Annotated in this window: 16 protein-coding genes; 3 read left to right on the top strand and 13 right to left on the bottom strand. The window is 75.8% G+C overall.

The features are described 5' to 3' along the window. Positions 1–11: 11 nt before the first annotated feature. From AB0H53_RS11200 to AB0H53_RS11185, 4 genes are all read right to left on the bottom strand, one after another. Positions 12–818 (bottom strand): VOC family protein, encoded by an 807-nt coding sequence (locus AB0H53_RS11200; protein WP_362109945.1) that lies wholly within the window; start codon positions 816–818, stop codon positions 12–14. Positions 819–1,332: 514 nt separating this feature from the next. After that, on the bottom strand, positions 1,333–1,782 hold the full coding sequence (locus AB0H53_RS11195) for an SRPBCC family protein (RefSeq protein WP_362109943.1): 450 nt from the start codon (positions 1,780–1,782) through the stop codon (positions 1,333–1,335). Positions 1,783–2,005: 223 nt separating this feature from the next. Next, complete coding sequence (locus AB0H53_RS11190; RefSeq protein ID WP_362109941.1) at positions 2,006–2,413, bottom strand: DUF2267 domain-containing protein; 408 nt, start codon at positions 2,411–2,413, stop codon at positions 2,006–2,008. A 103-nt stretch (positions 2,414–2,516) separates the two neighbouring features. Further along, complete coding sequence (locus tag AB0H53_RS11185) at positions 2,517–2,948, bottom strand: Hsp20/alpha crystallin family protein (protein WP_362110189.1); 432 nt, start codon at positions 2,946–2,948, stop codon at positions 2,517–2,519. 138 nt (positions 2,949–3,086) lie between these two features. Between AB0H53_RS11185 and AB0H53_RS11180 the strand changes: the two genes are divergently transcribed. Further along, positions 3,087–3,842 (top strand): ZIP family zinc transporter, encoded by a 756-nt coding sequence (locus AB0H53_RS11180; RefSeq protein ID WP_362109939.1) that lies wholly within the window; start codon positions 3,087–3,089, stop codon positions 3,840–3,842. A gap of 98 nt (positions 3,843–3,940) precedes the next feature. Here the strand turns inward: AB0H53_RS11180 and AB0H53_RS11175 are convergent, their stop codons facing one another. The 3 genes from AB0H53_RS11175 to AB0H53_RS11165 are packed head-to-tail and all read right to left on the bottom strand — an operon-like array spanning position 3,941 to position 6,435. Further along, positions 3,941–4,729, bottom strand: a complete 789-nt coding sequence (locus AB0H53_RS11175) for a polysaccharide deacetylase family protein (RefSeq protein WP_362110187.1) — start codon at positions 4,727–4,729, stop codon at positions 3,941–3,943. Between the two features lie 8 nt (positions 4,730–4,737). Next, positions 4,738–5,610 carry a DMT family transporter gene (locus tag AB0H53_RS11170; protein WP_362109937.1) on the bottom strand — a complete coding sequence of 291 codons (873 nt, stop codon included), beginning with the start codon at positions 5,608–5,610 and terminating at the stop codon, positions 4,738–4,740. Positions 5,611–5,646: 36 nt separating this feature from the next. Then, positions 5,647–6,435 (bottom strand): SDR family NAD(P)-dependent oxidoreductase, encoded by a 789-nt coding sequence (locus tag AB0H53_RS11165; RefSeq protein ID WP_362109935.1) that lies wholly within the window; start codon positions 6,433–6,435, stop codon positions 5,647–5,649. 237 nt (positions 6,436–6,672) lie between these two features. On the opposite strand from AB0H53_RS11165, the gene AB0H53_RS11160 reads away from it, so the two are divergent. Continuing rightward, entirely contained in the window at positions 6,673–7,785 is a 1,113-nt protein-coding gene (locus AB0H53_RS11160; RefSeq protein ID WP_362109933.1) for a galactosyldiacylglycerol synthase, read from the top strand. A gap of 33 nt (positions 7,786–7,818) precedes the next feature. Here the strand turns inward: AB0H53_RS11160 and AB0H53_RS11155 are convergent, their stop codons facing one another. Then, a complete protein-coding gene (locus AB0H53_RS11155; protein ID WP_362109931.1) occupies positions 7,819–8,682 on the bottom strand; it encodes a YhjD/YihY/BrkB family envelope integrity protein in 864 nt (287 codons plus the stop codon). A 224-nt stretch (positions 8,683–8,906) separates the two neighbouring features. Between AB0H53_RS11155 and AB0H53_RS11150 the strand changes: the two genes are divergently transcribed. Beyond that, a complete protein-coding gene (locus tag AB0H53_RS11150; protein ID WP_362109929.1) occupies positions 8,907–9,251 on the top strand; it encodes a hypothetical protein in 345 nt (114 codons plus the stop codon). Between the two features lie 30 nt (positions 9,252–9,281). Here AB0H53_RS11150 and AB0H53_RS11145 read toward each other — a convergent pair whose 3' ends face one another. From AB0H53_RS11145 to AB0H53_RS11125, 5 genes are all read right to left on the bottom strand, one after another. Beyond that, positions 9,282–10,361, bottom strand: a complete 1,080-nt coding sequence (locus AB0H53_RS11145) for a polyprenyl synthetase family protein (protein ID WP_362109927.1) — start codon at positions 10,359–10,361, stop codon at positions 9,282–9,284. Beyond that, the gene (locus AB0H53_RS11140; protein WP_362109925.1) at positions 10,358–11,425 is read right to left on the bottom strand and encodes a tetratricopeptide repeat protein; all 1,068 of its coding nucleotides are present in this window, start codon (positions 11,423–11,425) and stop codon (positions 10,358–10,360) included. Before AB0H53_RS11140 ends, AB0H53_RS11145 begins: the two co-directional genes overlap by 4 nt. 238 nt (positions 11,426–11,663) lie before the next feature. Next, the gene (locus tag AB0H53_RS11135) at positions 11,664–11,873 is read right to left on the bottom strand and encodes a hypothetical protein (RefSeq protein ID WP_362109923.1); all 210 of its coding nucleotides are present in this window, start codon (positions 11,871–11,873) and stop codon (positions 11,664–11,666) included. Between the two features lie 79 nt (positions 11,874–11,952). Beyond that, entirely contained in the window at positions 11,953–12,354 is a 402-nt protein-coding gene (locus AB0H53_RS11130; protein WP_362109921.1) for a hypothetical protein, read from the bottom strand. Between the two features lie 180 nt (positions 12,355–12,534). Beyond that, positions 12,535–12,801, bottom strand: coding sequence for a hypothetical protein (locus AB0H53_RS11125; RefSeq protein ID WP_362109919.1), 267 nt, complete (start codon positions 12,799–12,801; stop codon positions 12,535–12,537). Between the last annotated feature and the right edge of the window lie 46 nt (positions 12,802–12,847).

Genomic DNA, 12,847 nt, shown 5'->3' with positions numbered 1-12,847 from the left:
GGATATCGGGCTCATGCGGCCGGAGTCTGTGTCGTGATGGTGAACAGGGCCCCGTCGGGGTCGCGAAGCGTCGCCTCCGTGCCCGGCAGGTGGCCGATGACCGTGCCACCGTGCCGCCGGACCGCGTCGACACAGCGGTCGACGTCCGGTACCGGGAAGTGGACCTGCCAGCGCGGCCGGACCGAGGGGTCGGGCGCGGCCTCCAGGGCGCCGGAGCCCAGCCGGGCGACCACGTGCCCGCCGCTGCGCAGGACGACCTCGTCCTCCTCGTACTCGACGTCGCAGCACCCCGGCCGGTCACAGGCCCAGTCCAGGACCTCGCCGTAGAAGATGGCGGCCTCGAAGGCGTCCCTGGTCTGCAGCCTCACCCAGGCGGGGGTCGCGGCGCGCCAGGTCTCCCAGCCGGTCAGCAGCTGCCCCTCCCAGATGCCGAAGACCGCGCCGTCCCGGTCGGCCGCCAGCGCGCCGCGCCCCACGGTGAAGCCCACCGGGCCCACGGCGACGGTGCCGCTGCGTTCCCTGATCCGGGCAGCGGTCTCGTCGGCGTCCAGCACCGCGAAGTACGGCGTCCAGGCGACGGCCACCTGCAGGGCCGGGGCGAGGGCCCCGATCCCGGCGACCGGCCGGCCGTCCGCCAGGGCGACGCTGAACTCCTCACCGAGCCGGGCCGGGCGGAACGTCCACCCCAGCACGTTCCCGTAGAAGTCCTGGGCGGCCCGCAGGTCGCGGGCCATGAGGCTGACCCAGCACGGGGCGCCGAACACCGTGCTGCTGGAGGTTCTCTCCGAGGCCGTCGTCGCTGTCGGTTCTGTGTTCATGTGCGAAACCGTTCTGGTGTCACCGTTGTCGGAGCGCCACCGGCGGGTGAGCCGCCACGAGCGCCGTTCACCGGTGCGGGCCACGGGGGCCGAGGGCGGGGGCTGCCGAGGGCCGGTCGCCGAGGGGCTCCGGGACGGCTCGCCCCACCGGGCTCCGGCCCGCTGTCCATCCTTGCACTGTTTGCTACGGCGAGTCCCTTGCGGGGTGCTTCGTCCCCGAGGCAAGCCGAGACCCCCGGGTGGACGTGCCACCCCGGGGGCCCGGCTCAGCCACCCCGGATGCGGGGCGCTTGGAGTTAACGGGGCCGACTTTGCCATCCCCGCGGCCCACCGGGCGGCGGGCGGCGCGAGCGGGGGGCCGTACATCACCCGTCCGGCTCCGGCCGGCGCCCGCGCGGTGCGTGAGCGCCGGCCGGAGCCGGACGGCGGGCCGGCAACCCGGTCCCGGCCGACCCGGGCCCGGCGGACGCGCCGGCCCGGCCCCGTGACCGGCCGTACCGGCCGGCCGGCGTGGTCAGACCTCGCCCCGCCAGGCGCCGGTCTCCGCGCCGCGCGACTCGATGAAGGCCTTGAACCGCTTGAGATCCCCGGCGACCTGGCGCTTGACGAATCCCAGCTTGTCGCCGAGGGTTTCGGCCAACCCGTCGGGGTCGAACTCCATCTGGAGCATCACCTTGGTGGTGGTGTCGTCAAGGCGGTGGAAGGTCACCACGCCCGCCTGGCGCGCCTCACCGGCGACGGTCGTCCAGGCGACCCGCTCGTCGGGAATCTGCTCGGTGATCTCCGCGTCGAACTCCCGCTTGGTGCCGTTCACGTTGGTCACCCAGTGGGTGAGGGTCTCGGTGCGCTGCTCGATGCGCTCGACGCCCTCCATGAACTCGGGGAACGTCTCGAACTGGGTCCACTGGTTGTAGGCGGTGCGCACCGGCACGTCGACCTTGATCGATTCCTCGACCTGCGACATCGTTCTGCCTCCTCGCTGGGCCCCGAGAGCCCGGCCGTACGCCGGGCAACGACCACATCGGTTCCCTTCCGCACCCGCATGCCCTCTCGGCGGCGACTGAATCCGGCTCCGTCCGGACGGACGCGACGGGCGGGGAGCGGCGCCCGCGCGGCCGCGCGGCAGGCTCCGTGCCGCACCGCGCCGCCTTGGGGCGGCGGTGCCGGAGCCTGCCGCGCGGCAGGGGTCAGGCCGCCACCGCCGCGGGGGCGAGCTGTGCCTGGCCGAACAGCAGGGCGTATCCGTCCGGCAGCCGGGCGAGCAGCCGCCGCAGCAGGCCGGGACCCGCCAGGCGGGCGAGCACGCCCAGTACCGACCCGGCGTCCCAGCGGGCGGTGGCCGGGGTCGCGCCCCCGGTGCGGGCGGCCAGGTCGTCGACGAACTCGCCGCCGGTCAGAGGCGTGGCCGCCGGAATCCCCGCGGTGAGCTCACGGGCCGCCGCCCGGGGCAGCAGCCGGGCGAGGTCGGCCCGCTCCCGCCCGGTCAGCTGCCGGCCCAGCGCCGCCAGCACGGTGCGCGTGACCTCCTCGGCCTGCTCGGCCGTCGGGTACAGGCCGTCCCGCCTGACCGCCTCGATCAGCTCGTCGAACGTCATGCCGTGCTCCCGCTGTCCGGCGTGCGCGTCCGGCGTATCGACATGGCAGTGCCTTTCTCGTGTGGAGGAGGGCCGGATGGGCCCCAAGGGAGAGCCGCCGGTGTCAGGCGGTGATCCGGCGGGGGGCGGCTCCGGCCGGGCCGCCGTTGACCTTGATCCTGCGCGGTTTGGCCTTCTCGGCGAGCGGCAGGCGCAACGTCAGCACGCCCGCGTCGTACGAGGCCTCGATCCGCTCGACGTCCAGGGAGTCGCCCAGCAGTAGCCGGCGGGTGTACGTACCGGCGGGGCGTTCCGAGGCCACCACCTCCGCGTCCTGCGGCGTCGGCGAGCGGCGTTCCGCGCGGACGGTCAGCACATTGCGTTCGACGTCCAGGTCGATGCTCTCCGGGTCGGCGCCCGGCAGGTCGAAGTGGACGACGAACTCCTCACCCGTGCGATAGGCGTCCATCGGCATGACCGCCGGGCGGGCAGCGGTCTCCAGCAGGTGCCGGCCGAGCCGGTCGACATCACGGAACGCGTCGGCGCGCATGAGCATCACGGGTCACTCCTCTCCTTGGCACTGCGTGCGATGCCCTATGGCTTCTTATATAGCCCACCGGGTAGAAAGTTGACAACAAGCGACTCAAGCAGGAGGGCGGAGTGAGATCCACTTCGGCCGGGGTACCCGCGCCCCATGAGCGGAGCGGTACAGGCGGGACTGTGGGGACTGGTGGCCGGGTCGGCGCTGCTGCTGGGCGCGGCGGTCGGGTACGGCGTACGGGTGTCCCAGCGGGTGATCGCCTCGGTGATGGCGTTCGGCGCCGGCGTCCTGCTGTCGGCGGTCTCCTTCGAGCTGGTGGGCGAGGCCTACGACCAGGCGGGCCTCGCCCCGGCCGCCATCGGGACGGTCGCCGGCGCACTCGCCTACACCGCCGGCAACATGGTCCTGGCCCGCAGGGGCGCCCGGCACCGCAAACGCTCCGGCCGCCATCGAAGCCAGCCCACCGAGGCCCAGCAGGGCGGCTCGGGCATGGCCCTGGCGCTGGGCGCCCTGCTGGACGGGGTGCCGGAGTCCGCCGTCATCGGCGTCAGCCTGCTGGACGGCGGCGCGGTCAGCATGGTGACCGTCGCCGCGGTCTTCATCAGCAATGTGCCCGAGGGGCTGTCGAGCTCCGCCGGGATGAGGCGGGCCGGCCGTGGCCGCGGCTACGTCTTCGGGGTCTGGGGCGCCATCGCCGCCGCCTCCACGGTCTCGGCCGTCCTCGGCTTCACGCTCCTCGGCGGCGCCTCCCCGGCCGTGGTGGCCGCGGTGACCGCGCTCGCCGCCGGCGCGATCCTCGCCATGATCGCCGACACGATGATCCCGGAGGCGTTCGAGGACGCCCACCTGGCCATCGGGCTGATCACGGTGTGCGGCTTCCTGGTCTCCTTCGCCCTCTCCCACGCCTGAGCGCCCCGGTCGCGCCGGCACGCGCGACCCCCACCTGACCGCTCGGGCGCACGCCGTCACGCCGCCGACAGCCCGTCGCCCCGTCACCCGTCACGCTGTCACGCGGCGGGCAGGCCGTGGTCCGCGAGCCGCCCCACCGTCAGCCCCCGTTCCCGGCACTCCGCCACCAGCCCGGGCAGCGCGCCCAGAGCGGCGCGCCAGGCGCCCGGCGCGCTCACCACGTCCGAGTCGTGCAGCAGCACCGTCCCGCCGCCGTGCAGTGTCCTGGTGACCTCGGCCCGTACGCCCCACGGCGTCGCCCCGGCCGTCCAGTCGCGCCCCCACGCCGACCACAGCACCGGCCGCAGCCCGGCCGCGCGTGCGGCGGCCCACCGGCCGCCGGTGAGGACGCCGTACGGGGGCCGGTACCAGAGCGGCCGTGCCCCGCAGGTCTCCGCCACCACCTCGGTGGCGCGCGCCACGTCCCGCAGGTCGCCCAGCGGCCGGGGGAGCCACGGCCGCTCGTGCTCCCAGCCGTGCACCGCCAGCTCGTGACCCGCGCCGGCGATCAGCCGCCCGAGCCGTGGCCACCGCGCCAGCCGGGCGCCCAGCACGAAGAACGTGGCCCGTACCGCGAGGGCGTCCAGCGCGCGCAGGAACTGCGGTGTGCTGTCCGGATCGGGGCCGTCGTCGAAGGTCAGCGCCACCCGCGCCGGGTCGCCCCGCCCGTCGAGCCCCGGGAACAGCGTCCGGCGCACCCCCGGCAGCCAGGTCGCGGCGGGCCCGATGTGCCAGCCGGCCACGGCCAGGCAGAGGGCGGCGGCGCCGGCCCCCGCCGCGGCCCCGATCCCCGCCACGGCCCCGGTCGCCGCTGCCCCGGTCCCGGGGGAACCCGCGCCGCCGCCCATGCGCACCCTCACCATGAGCCGTCACCCTCCACCTCGTCGGCCACCAGGGGCGAGCGCGCCAGTCCCACGCACCCGGCCACCAGTACGGCCAGCGCCACGACCTCGAACACCACCCGCCACCCCAGGTGCACCCGTTCGGCGAACAGCGTCACCCCCAGCACCACGCTCAGCAGCGCGTCCCCCAGGGTCAGCGCGGGCTGCGAGGCCACCAGCGTGCCCGCCCGCAGGGTCACCTGGAGCAGCACGAAACTCGCCAGTCCCACCCCCACCGCCGCGTACGGCTGCCAGCTCCCCAGCACCTCGCCGACCCCGTCCGGCAGCCGCCCCAGCGCGTCCTTCAGCAGCGCCGCCGTGCACGCGAACCCGGTCGCCGTCGCCGTCCCCAGCACCGCGGCGCGCGGCGCCGGAGCGAGCCGCGGGGAGACGGCGATCAGCAGGCCGACGAAGGCACCGGCCCCCACCGCCGTCCACAACCAGTCGCCCACCGGAACCGCCACCCGGCCGCCCGAGGGGTCCGCCAGCGCCAGGAACGCGGCCAGCCCCACCGCCATGGCGGCGAACGCCCACCGCGTCCGGGTGTCCGGGCGGCGCCGGAAGACCACGCCGCCCAGCAGCAGGGTGAACATCAGCTCCGTACTCATCACCGGCTGCACCACCGACAGCGGGCCCGTCGCCAGCGCCAGCGCCTGGAGGACACCCGAGACCGCGAGCAGCGCCGCCCCCCACACCCACACCCGCCGGTGCAGCAGCCCGGCCGCCCAGGACCCGCGTGCCGCGGAGCCGGCGGCGCCGGCGTCGGCCGCCGCGCGCCGTTGCAGCACCGACGCCCCGGCGTTGCCCAGCGCGGCCAGCAGCGCCAGGCAGATCGACAGCGCCGTCATCGGGACCCGGTCCTCCCTCCGCCGGCCACCGGGCGCTCAGCCGAACCGCTTGGCCAGCGCGCGGAAGACCCCCGGCAGCGCCCCGCGCAGCCGCGCCGGCGCACCGAGCCACCCCGGCACGAAGGAGTCGGTCCCGCGCCCCCGCACGGCCGCCCGCCACACCGCGTCCGCCACCCGGCCGGCCGGCACCGGACGGGGGTGCTCACGGGGATAGGGGACGCCGCGGCGGCCGAAGAACGGCGTGTCCACCGCGCCCGGCGACACCACCGACACCCGTACGCGCGTCCCGGCCAGCTCGTACCGCAGGCTGTCGGCGAAGGCCACCAGCGCCCCTTTCGTCGCGGCGTAGACCGCCTCGTTCCGCACCCCGACGCTCCCGGCGATGGAACCGATCAGCACCACCCTTCCGGACCCGCGACGCACCATCCCCGGAAGCACCAGCCGTACCAGGTGGACGACGGCGGACAGGTTCACCGCCACCAGCCGGTCCACGTCCTCGGCCGGCATCTCCACGAACGGGCCCGCCCAGCCGATCCCCGCCGCCACGACCAGCACGTCGACCCGGCCCCCGGCCGCCAGCGCGTCCGCCGCCAGCCGCTCCACGCCGGCCCGCTCACCCAGATCCGCCGCCAGGGCCCGGCCGCCCGTCCGGCGCGCCACCGCGGCCAGGCGCTCCCCGTCCCGACCGGCCAGCAGCAGCCGCCAGCCGTCCGCCGCGGCGAACCGCTCGGCCACGGCCTCACCGATCCCCGAGGACGCACCCGTCACGAGCACCACCGGCCGTACCGTTCCCGGTCCGACAGCTCGACGGGGCGCAGCGGGCATGGCGAATCCTCCGGTTTCGCGGTCCTCCGGCACGGGAAACCGTGCCCTTCCAGCCTCCTGGTTTCCCGCCGGACCGCCTCCCGGCGGCGGCCACGCAGGCGGTGGTCCATCCGAACAGGCCGGTTCTTCCCGCCGCCCGGCCGCGGCATGCGGCCGCCCGCCGCGCCGAACACCATGGGGCGACGGAACGACGACGACAACCCGTCCGGCGGAACCCCGCCAGTGGGAGGACGCCTCATGGGGCGACGGTGCCTGGTGCTCAGCGCCGGCATGGGAGCCGGTCACGACGCGGTGGCCGGCGAGCTGGCGCGCCGGCTGCGCGAGAGCGGCCACGAGGTCCTGGTCCGGGACGTCCTCACCCTCCTGCCCGCGGGCACCGGAGCGGCGGTGCGCGGCTTCTACCGGTGCACGGTGCGGCACGCGCCCCGGTTGTACGAGGCGATCCACGCCGTCTTCCTGGCGCCCGCCGAACCCAACCGCCCGGCCACCCGGCGCGCCGGCGTGTCACCCCTGGCGGCGCTCGGCGAACGCCCGCTCGGCGCACTCGTCGGGCGGTGGCGGCCGGACGTGGTCGTCTCCACCTTCCACCTCGCCGGCCAGATCACCGGCCGGATGCGCGCCCGGGGCGCCCTGCGGGTCCCCAGCGCCGTGTTCGTCACCGACTTCGCCGTCCACCGGGCCTGGCAGCACCCGCACAACGACCTGTACCTGTGCGTCTCCCCGGCCGCCGCCGAGGCCGTCCGGGCCGGCACCGGCCGCACCACCGGGGCGCCCGGCCCGGTCGTGCCGCCGGCGTTCCACCGGGCGGCCGCCGCCGGTCCCTCGCGCTGGCGGGCCGTGCTCGCCGGGCACGGCGGCGACCGCCCGCCCGTCCTGCTGTCCGCCGGGGCCTGGGGCGTCGGCCCCGGCCTGACCGCCACGGCCACCGCCCTCGCCGGCCACGGCTGCCTGCCCGTCCTGCTGTGCGGACACGACGAGCGGCTGCGCAGGCGTGCCGCCCGGCTGCCCGGGGTCCTCGCCCTGGGCTGGGTGGACGACCTCCCGGAGCTGATGTCGGCGGCCCGGCTGCTGGTCGACAACGCCGCGGGCCAGACCGCCGTCCAGGCCCTCGCCGCCCGGCTCCCGGTCCTCGGCCACCGGCCCATCGCCGGGCACGGCGCCCAGGGGGTGCGCGAGATGGCCGCCCAGGGGCTGACCACCTTCGCCGCCGACACCCGCGAGCTGCTGGCGGCGGTCGACCGGCTGGCCCGCCCGGGACCGGAGCGCGACCGGCGGACGGCACGCGGCGCGGCGGTGTTCCGGGACGACGCGGCACGCCTGGTCGCCGGACTCGCCGAGCGGCGGACCTGACGAACCGTCGCCCGGCGCCGGCGCGCGGCGGGCTCAGCCGCGCCGCCGCCGGCCGAGCGGGCGGCGCAGCGTACGGGCCAGGTGCCAGCGCTCCTCGTACAGCAGACGGCCGACGAGCGCGCCGCCGAAGACCACGAACCCGACACCGACCAGCCAGGACTGGACCACCAGCATCGTGCCGACCGGCCCGTACGTCACGGCGTTGGAGGCGATCAGGGGCGAGAACACCAGCCGGGAGAAGACCCGCAGCCCCGCCAGCCCGATCACCGTCGCCACCGCGCCGGGGAGCAGGGCCCTCCACGGCAGCCGCCCGCCGAGCAGCAGCCGCTGCGACCACCAGAAGAACCCCACCGTGCTCACCACGGCGACCGTGCCGCGCCAGGCGAGTTCACCGCCCTGGGCGGGGCGGGAGGCGACGTGCGCGGACAGCAGCAGGAAGGCGATGAGCAGGGCCAGCCACACCAGGTGCCGCCACATCGTGTGCCAGCGGGCCGCCGGCAGCTCCCAGACCTTCTCGTAGCCCGTCTGCACCACACCGCCGAAGGTCAACCCGAACACCGCCAGCGCCGCGAGACCGAAGCCGGTGGTCGTCTCCAGCGCCTTGGTCGGCGGCGCGAACAGCAGCTTCACCTCGTCCTTCGACCCCGTCGCCACACCCAGGCCGTCGGTCAGCCACTCCGCGAACCCCTGCCCGTTCGCCGGGTCGGCCGCGGCGACCACGATGAGCAGCGGCACCAGCGTGAGCAGCCCGAGCGCGGCGAACCCCATGGCGCGGTGCATCAGCTCCAGCTGGTTGCCGCGCCGCCACCCGCGTCCGGCGGCCGAGCCGTGGAACGCGCCGTGCAGCCGGCCGAACCACCGGCCTTGGCCGTCGGCGCCGGAGGACTTGTCGGGCATGCACGTGGCATACCCGGCAGCCGTCCGCCGGCCATGGGCGGCAGCCGGGAACGGCCCGAATGGACGCCCGGCCGACCCCGCCCCGGCACCGGGCCGGGCCACCGTGCCCGGCCCGCGACCACGGGGCCTGGCGACATGTCGCCAGGCGCCGCGATGCCGTCACCCGGCCGGGCATGGTGGAGACCGCAGCGCTCGCCGAGCGCACCCCGGAAAGGAACCGGACCATGACGAACACGCGACGCGAACGCTCGGTCCTCGCCGCCGCCACGGCGGCCCTCGTCGGCGGCCTCCTCGTCCCGGCCGCACCCGCCCAGGCCGCACCCGCCCAGGCCGCGGCCTCCCCGGCCCGGTCCGCGGCCGAGGCGCGCGGGACCGCTCCGGCGTGTGTCAGCCGGGACGTCATCAAGCACGAGAAGACCGTCACCGTGGGGAACAACTGCGGTCAGGTCATGCACCTGAAGGTCGTCATCAACAGCGGACCGGACCTCAGGTGCTGGACCTACCAGCGCGGTGAGGCGTGGGTGTGGAAGTGGAAGACCGGCTCGTACGGCAAGGTGGTCACCTGCTGACCCGGCTCACCGCGACCGCCTCGGCCCAGCTCAGGCGACCCGCCCGGCGACGAACGGCAGCAGGGTCAGCAGCTCCGCCACCGGGGCCGGCGCCAGGGGCACCCCGAGAAGGCTGTCCCGGGCCAGCTCGAGGCGCCGACCGGCCTCCGCCTCCGCCGCCTCCCGGCCGCCCGCCTCCTCGACCAGGCGGGCCACATCCCTGACCCCGTCCTCGTCCAGCACCCCGGGGGCCGAGAGCAGGCCGGCGAGCCGGCCGGAGGCCGCCGTCCCGGACGCCAGGGCGGCCAGCAGCGGGAGCGTCTTCTTGCGGCGCCGCACATCGCTGTGCACCGGCTTCCCGGTGAGCGCCCGGTCGCCCCACAGCCCCAGCACGTCGTCGACCACCTGGAACGCGATGCCCAACTGCCGCCCCGCCGTGGACAGGGCATCCACGGTGCGGGCGGGGGCGCCCGCGAGCAGGGCGCCCAGCGCCGCCGCACAACCGAGCAGGGCGCCGGTCTTGCGCTCCGCCATCCGTACGTAGGCGTCGACGCCCACGGCACCCGGCCCGGTCCACGGGCGGCTCTCGAAGAGCAGGTCCTCGGACTGGCCCGAGACCAGCTCGCCCAGGTCCCGGGAGAGCCGGCGGACCGCCGCCGCGCCGTGCGCGTCCGGCGCGCCCGCCAGCACCTCGAAGGCCAGCGCGAACAGGGCGTCGCCGGCCAGCACCGCCGGGCCCGTGCCGTACGCCTTCCACACGGCGGGGCGCTGCCGGCGGGTCTCGTCGCCGTCCATGATGTCGTCGTGCAGCAGGGAGAAGGCGTGCACCAGTTCCACGGCCACGGCGCCGTCGACCGCCGCCCGGCCGGGCGACCCGGCGGCTTCCGCGCACAGGACGGCCAGGGCCTGCCGCACCCCCTTGCCCGAGGACCCGGCACGCGGCCGGCCGCCCACCTCGCACCAGCCGAAGGCGTAACCGGCCATCTCGGCGGGCCAGTCGTGCAGCCCGGCCACCCGGGCGCGCAGAGCGGGTTCCACCAGCGCGCGGCACCGGGCCAGGGATTCCGCAGCGGTCGGTCCCACCGGTGCGGTGCGGGCGGTGGCGGACCCGGCGGTCAGCGGGGACGTCATCGCGCGTCCCCCCGAGCGGCCCGGCCGGTGGCGCGGCACCGGGACAGCCCCAGCTCGTCATGGGCCTTGTCGACCATGGCGCTCGCGTGCCGCAGCCCCATCCGGTCCAGCACACCGCGCAGTTCGGCGAGGTCGGCGGCGGTGCGGGCGGGATCCGCCCCGAGCCGGGCGCGGGACTTGACCGCGCCGAGGCGGGACAGTGCCTGGCCGCGCGGCTCGTCCATCTCCCGGAACTCGGCGAGGGCCTGGTCGTACATCCGCAGCGCCTCCGCGTAGCGGCCGGCCCGGTAGAGCACGTTGGCGCGCATCTTGTGGTTGTAGGCCAGCGCGCTCGACAGGTTCATCTCACGGCAGCCGACCTCCGCCCGGGACAGCAGCTCCAGTGCCCGCCCGGTGTCCTTGTCGCGTACGGAGACGACGTCGGCCAGCCCGCGCAGCGCCCACGCGTGGCCCCGGCGGTCGTCGGCCTGGGCGGCTATCTCGGCGGCTTCCGCGAACATCTCGTAGGCGCTGTCGTAGCGCCCGGTGTTCCGGTGGATCTGCGCGATGCCCTCCAGCGCCCAGACGGTGTGCCGGGCCTCGCCCCGCTTGCGCGCCTCGGTGAGCAGCTCGTCGTGGAGCGCCTCGACGGCCTGGTAGTCGCCCTGTATCCGGCCGGTCTCCGCCAGGCCGGCCAGCGAGTAGCCGTACGCGACCACATCACCGCCCCGCTTGCCCATGTCGGCGGCGTGACGCAGCAGACGGAAGGCGAGCGGGAGGGAACCGCGCTGGCGGGCGAGGGTGCCGCCGCTCCACAGCGCCCACGCCATGGCGGATTCGTCACCGGCCGAACGGGCGGTGCGGTAGCTGGACTTCCACGCCCGGTCGGCGGCGCGCACATCACCCAGCCGGCGGTGTGCCTCGGCGACCGCCAGCGCGGCGCGCGCGGTCTCCCGTACATCGCCGGAACGTTCCGCCGCGGTCATCCGCTCCGTCGCCGCGGTGAGCACATCGGTGAGGGAGGAGTTCACCGACAGCGCGCTGAGCGCCCCCTGGTACTCCGGCGCGAGGGCTTTGCTGAACATGAGTGCCTTCCACCAGGGGCGGCCGCGGCCCGTACGGCGTCAGTGACTTCACCGGCGGTCCCCCTGTTCGTCCGTCTCTTCGTCTGGCTGCGCGCGCTTCGCGAGAGAAGAGGATCAACGGACGCGGGAGGTTCCAGTTTTCCCGGCCGAACCACAACACCCCGCTCCGTGCGGCGCTCGGCCGCTCGGAGCGGGGTGATGTCGGGGGAGTGCGGTGGCGGAGGGCGTGGCGGTCCGGCTACTTCACGCGCGGCCCCTCGCCCCGTGCGTCGTCGGCGTCGCCGTCCTGCGTCGCGGCGTCCAGCAGGGCGCCGAGCCTGTCGGTCTGGCTGAGGACGCCCGGGCCCTGGAGGCCACCCTCCACCGCCGCGTGGGAGGGAGGGGTGACGAGGGCGGTGACCACACCTGCGGCGAGGGACGCCACTGCGAGCATGCTGCGCTTCTTCATGCCCCTATCAACGGGGGAGGCGGGGCAGAGGTCACGGCACGCCGTCAGGACGGGGGGCGGGCCGGTCCGCCGCGGGGGTTCAGCGCACCCAGACGTCCATGACGGGGGAGACGGGGCGCCCGCCGGCGACGATCCGCAGCTTGTTGTGGCCCTTGAGCCCGAGCACGACACGCAGGTTGTAGGTGGACTTGCGGGTGGTGTTCATCGAGGCGGGCAGCGAGACCCACGCCTTGCCCTGCTTCTGCTGGAGGGTGACCCGGGTGCCGGGCCGCATGCCCTTGACGACGCCGCGGACGCGGAACTGCTGCCACGCCCTGACGCTCTTCGTGGTGGTCGACGCGGACGCCTTCGCGGTGACCGGGGCCGTGACCTGGCGGTCGGCGGGCGAGACCGAGGAGACGGCCATCGCCGCTCCTACGGAGCCGGCCAGAACGGCGGCTGTGGTGAACCCGGTTGCCCACGTACGGCTGCGCTGCTTCATCGAGACTGTCTCCTGGTGAGAGGGGCGGATGTAGCGCGCCCACCATAGACATATCGGGCGTTTATCGGATGATCCGACACGTACGGGTCCGTTGATTGTTCGCACGACCGGGCGTGCCCGTCGCGGGCGGGCCGGACGGCCGTCACCGCCTCCGGCCCCCCGCGTGTCCGTGCGGGGGCCTCAGCCGCCCAGCGGCAGACCGGAAGCGGGCAGTCCGCCCAGCAGCGCGCCACCGACCGGCAGGGGGGACGCCTGACCGGGCGACTGCGGTCCCTGGCTGCCCAGCGGGCCCGCGGCCCCACCGCTGTTGAGGCTGGTGACGATCGGGCTCTGGGCCGCGGCGGGAGCCGGACCGCCGTCGGCGAGCGCGGGGGACACCGCCGACACGGCGGCTCCCGCCGCCCCGGCGCACACGGCGATCAGGCGGGTGGTGGTACGAAGGCTCATACGGCGCTCCTGGGGAGAGGGAAGAGGTGGCGCGTGCTCACCGTCC

The sequence above is a fragment of the Streptomyces sp. NPDC050856 genome (assembly GCF_040653855.1).
Classification (GTDB): Bacteria; Actinomycetota; Actinomycetes; order Streptomycetales; family Streptomycetaceae; genus Streptomyces.
This window is presented reverse-complemented; position numbering and strand designations above follow the sequence as displayed.

Bases quoted from the DNA above. Each gene is read 5' to 3' on its own strand.
- AB0H53_RS11200 (WP_362109945.1), bottom strand. From the start codon at position 818: ATGAACACAGAACCGACAGCGACGACGGCCTCGGAGAGAACCTCCAGC.
- AB0H53_RS11160 (WP_362109933.1), top strand. From the start codon at position 6,673: ATGGGGCGACGGTGCCTGGTGCTCAGCGCCGGCATGGGAGCCGGTCAC.
- AB0H53_RS11190 (WP_362109941.1), bottom strand. From the start codon at position 2,413: ATGACGTTCGACGAGCTGATCGAGGCGGTCAGGCGGGACGGCCTGTAC.
- AB0H53_RS11180 (WP_362109939.1), top strand. From the start codon at position 3,087: ATGAGCGGAGCGGTACAGGCGGGACTGTGGGGACTGGTGGCCGGGTCG.
- AB0H53_RS11135 (WP_362109923.1), bottom strand. From the start codon at position 11,873: ATGAAGAAGCGCAGCATGCTCGCAGTGGCGTCCCTCGCCGCAGGTGTG.
- AB0H53_RS11150 (WP_362109929.1), top strand. From the start codon at position 8,907: ATGACGAACACGCGACGCGAACGCTCGGTCCTCGCCGCCGCCACGGCG.
- AB0H53_RS11195 (WP_362109943.1), bottom strand. From the start codon at position 1,782: ATGTCGCAGGTCGAGGAATCGATCAAGGTCGACGTGCCGGTGCGCACC.
- AB0H53_RS11185 (WP_362110189.1), bottom strand. From the start codon at position 2,948: ATGCTCATGCGCGCCGACGCGTTCCGTGATGTCGACCGGCTCGGCCGG.
- AB0H53_RS11145 (WP_362109927.1), bottom strand. From the start codon at position 10,361: ATGACGTCCCCGCTGACCGCCGGGTCCGCCACCGCCCGCACCGCACCG.
- AB0H53_RS11175 (WP_362110187.1), bottom strand. From the start codon at position 4,729: ATGGGCGGCGGCGCGGGTTCCCCCGGGACCGGGGCAGCGGCGACCGGG.
- AB0H53_RS11125 (WP_362109919.1), bottom strand. From the start codon at position 12,801: ATGAGCCTTCGTACCACCACCCGCCTGATCGCCGTGTGCGCCGGGGCG.
- AB0H53_RS11140 (WP_362109925.1), bottom strand. From the start codon at position 11,425: ATGTTCAGCAAAGCCCTCGCGCCGGAGTACCAGGGGGCGCTCAGCGCG.
- AB0H53_RS11155 (WP_362109931.1), bottom strand. From the start codon at position 8,682: ATGCCCGACAAGTCCTCCGGCGCCGACGGCCAAGGCCGGTGGTTCGGC.
- AB0H53_RS11170 (WP_362109937.1), bottom strand. From the start codon at position 5,610: ATGACGGCGCTGTCGATCTGCCTGGCGCTGCTGGCCGCGCTGGGCAAC.
- AB0H53_RS11165 (WP_362109935.1), bottom strand. From the start codon at position 6,435: ATGCCCGCTGCGCCCCGTCGAGCTGTCGGACCGGGAACGGTACGGCCG.
- AB0H53_RS11130 (WP_362109921.1), bottom strand. From the start codon at position 12,354: ATGAAGCAGCGCAGCCGTACGTGGGCAACCGGGTTCACCACAGCCGCC.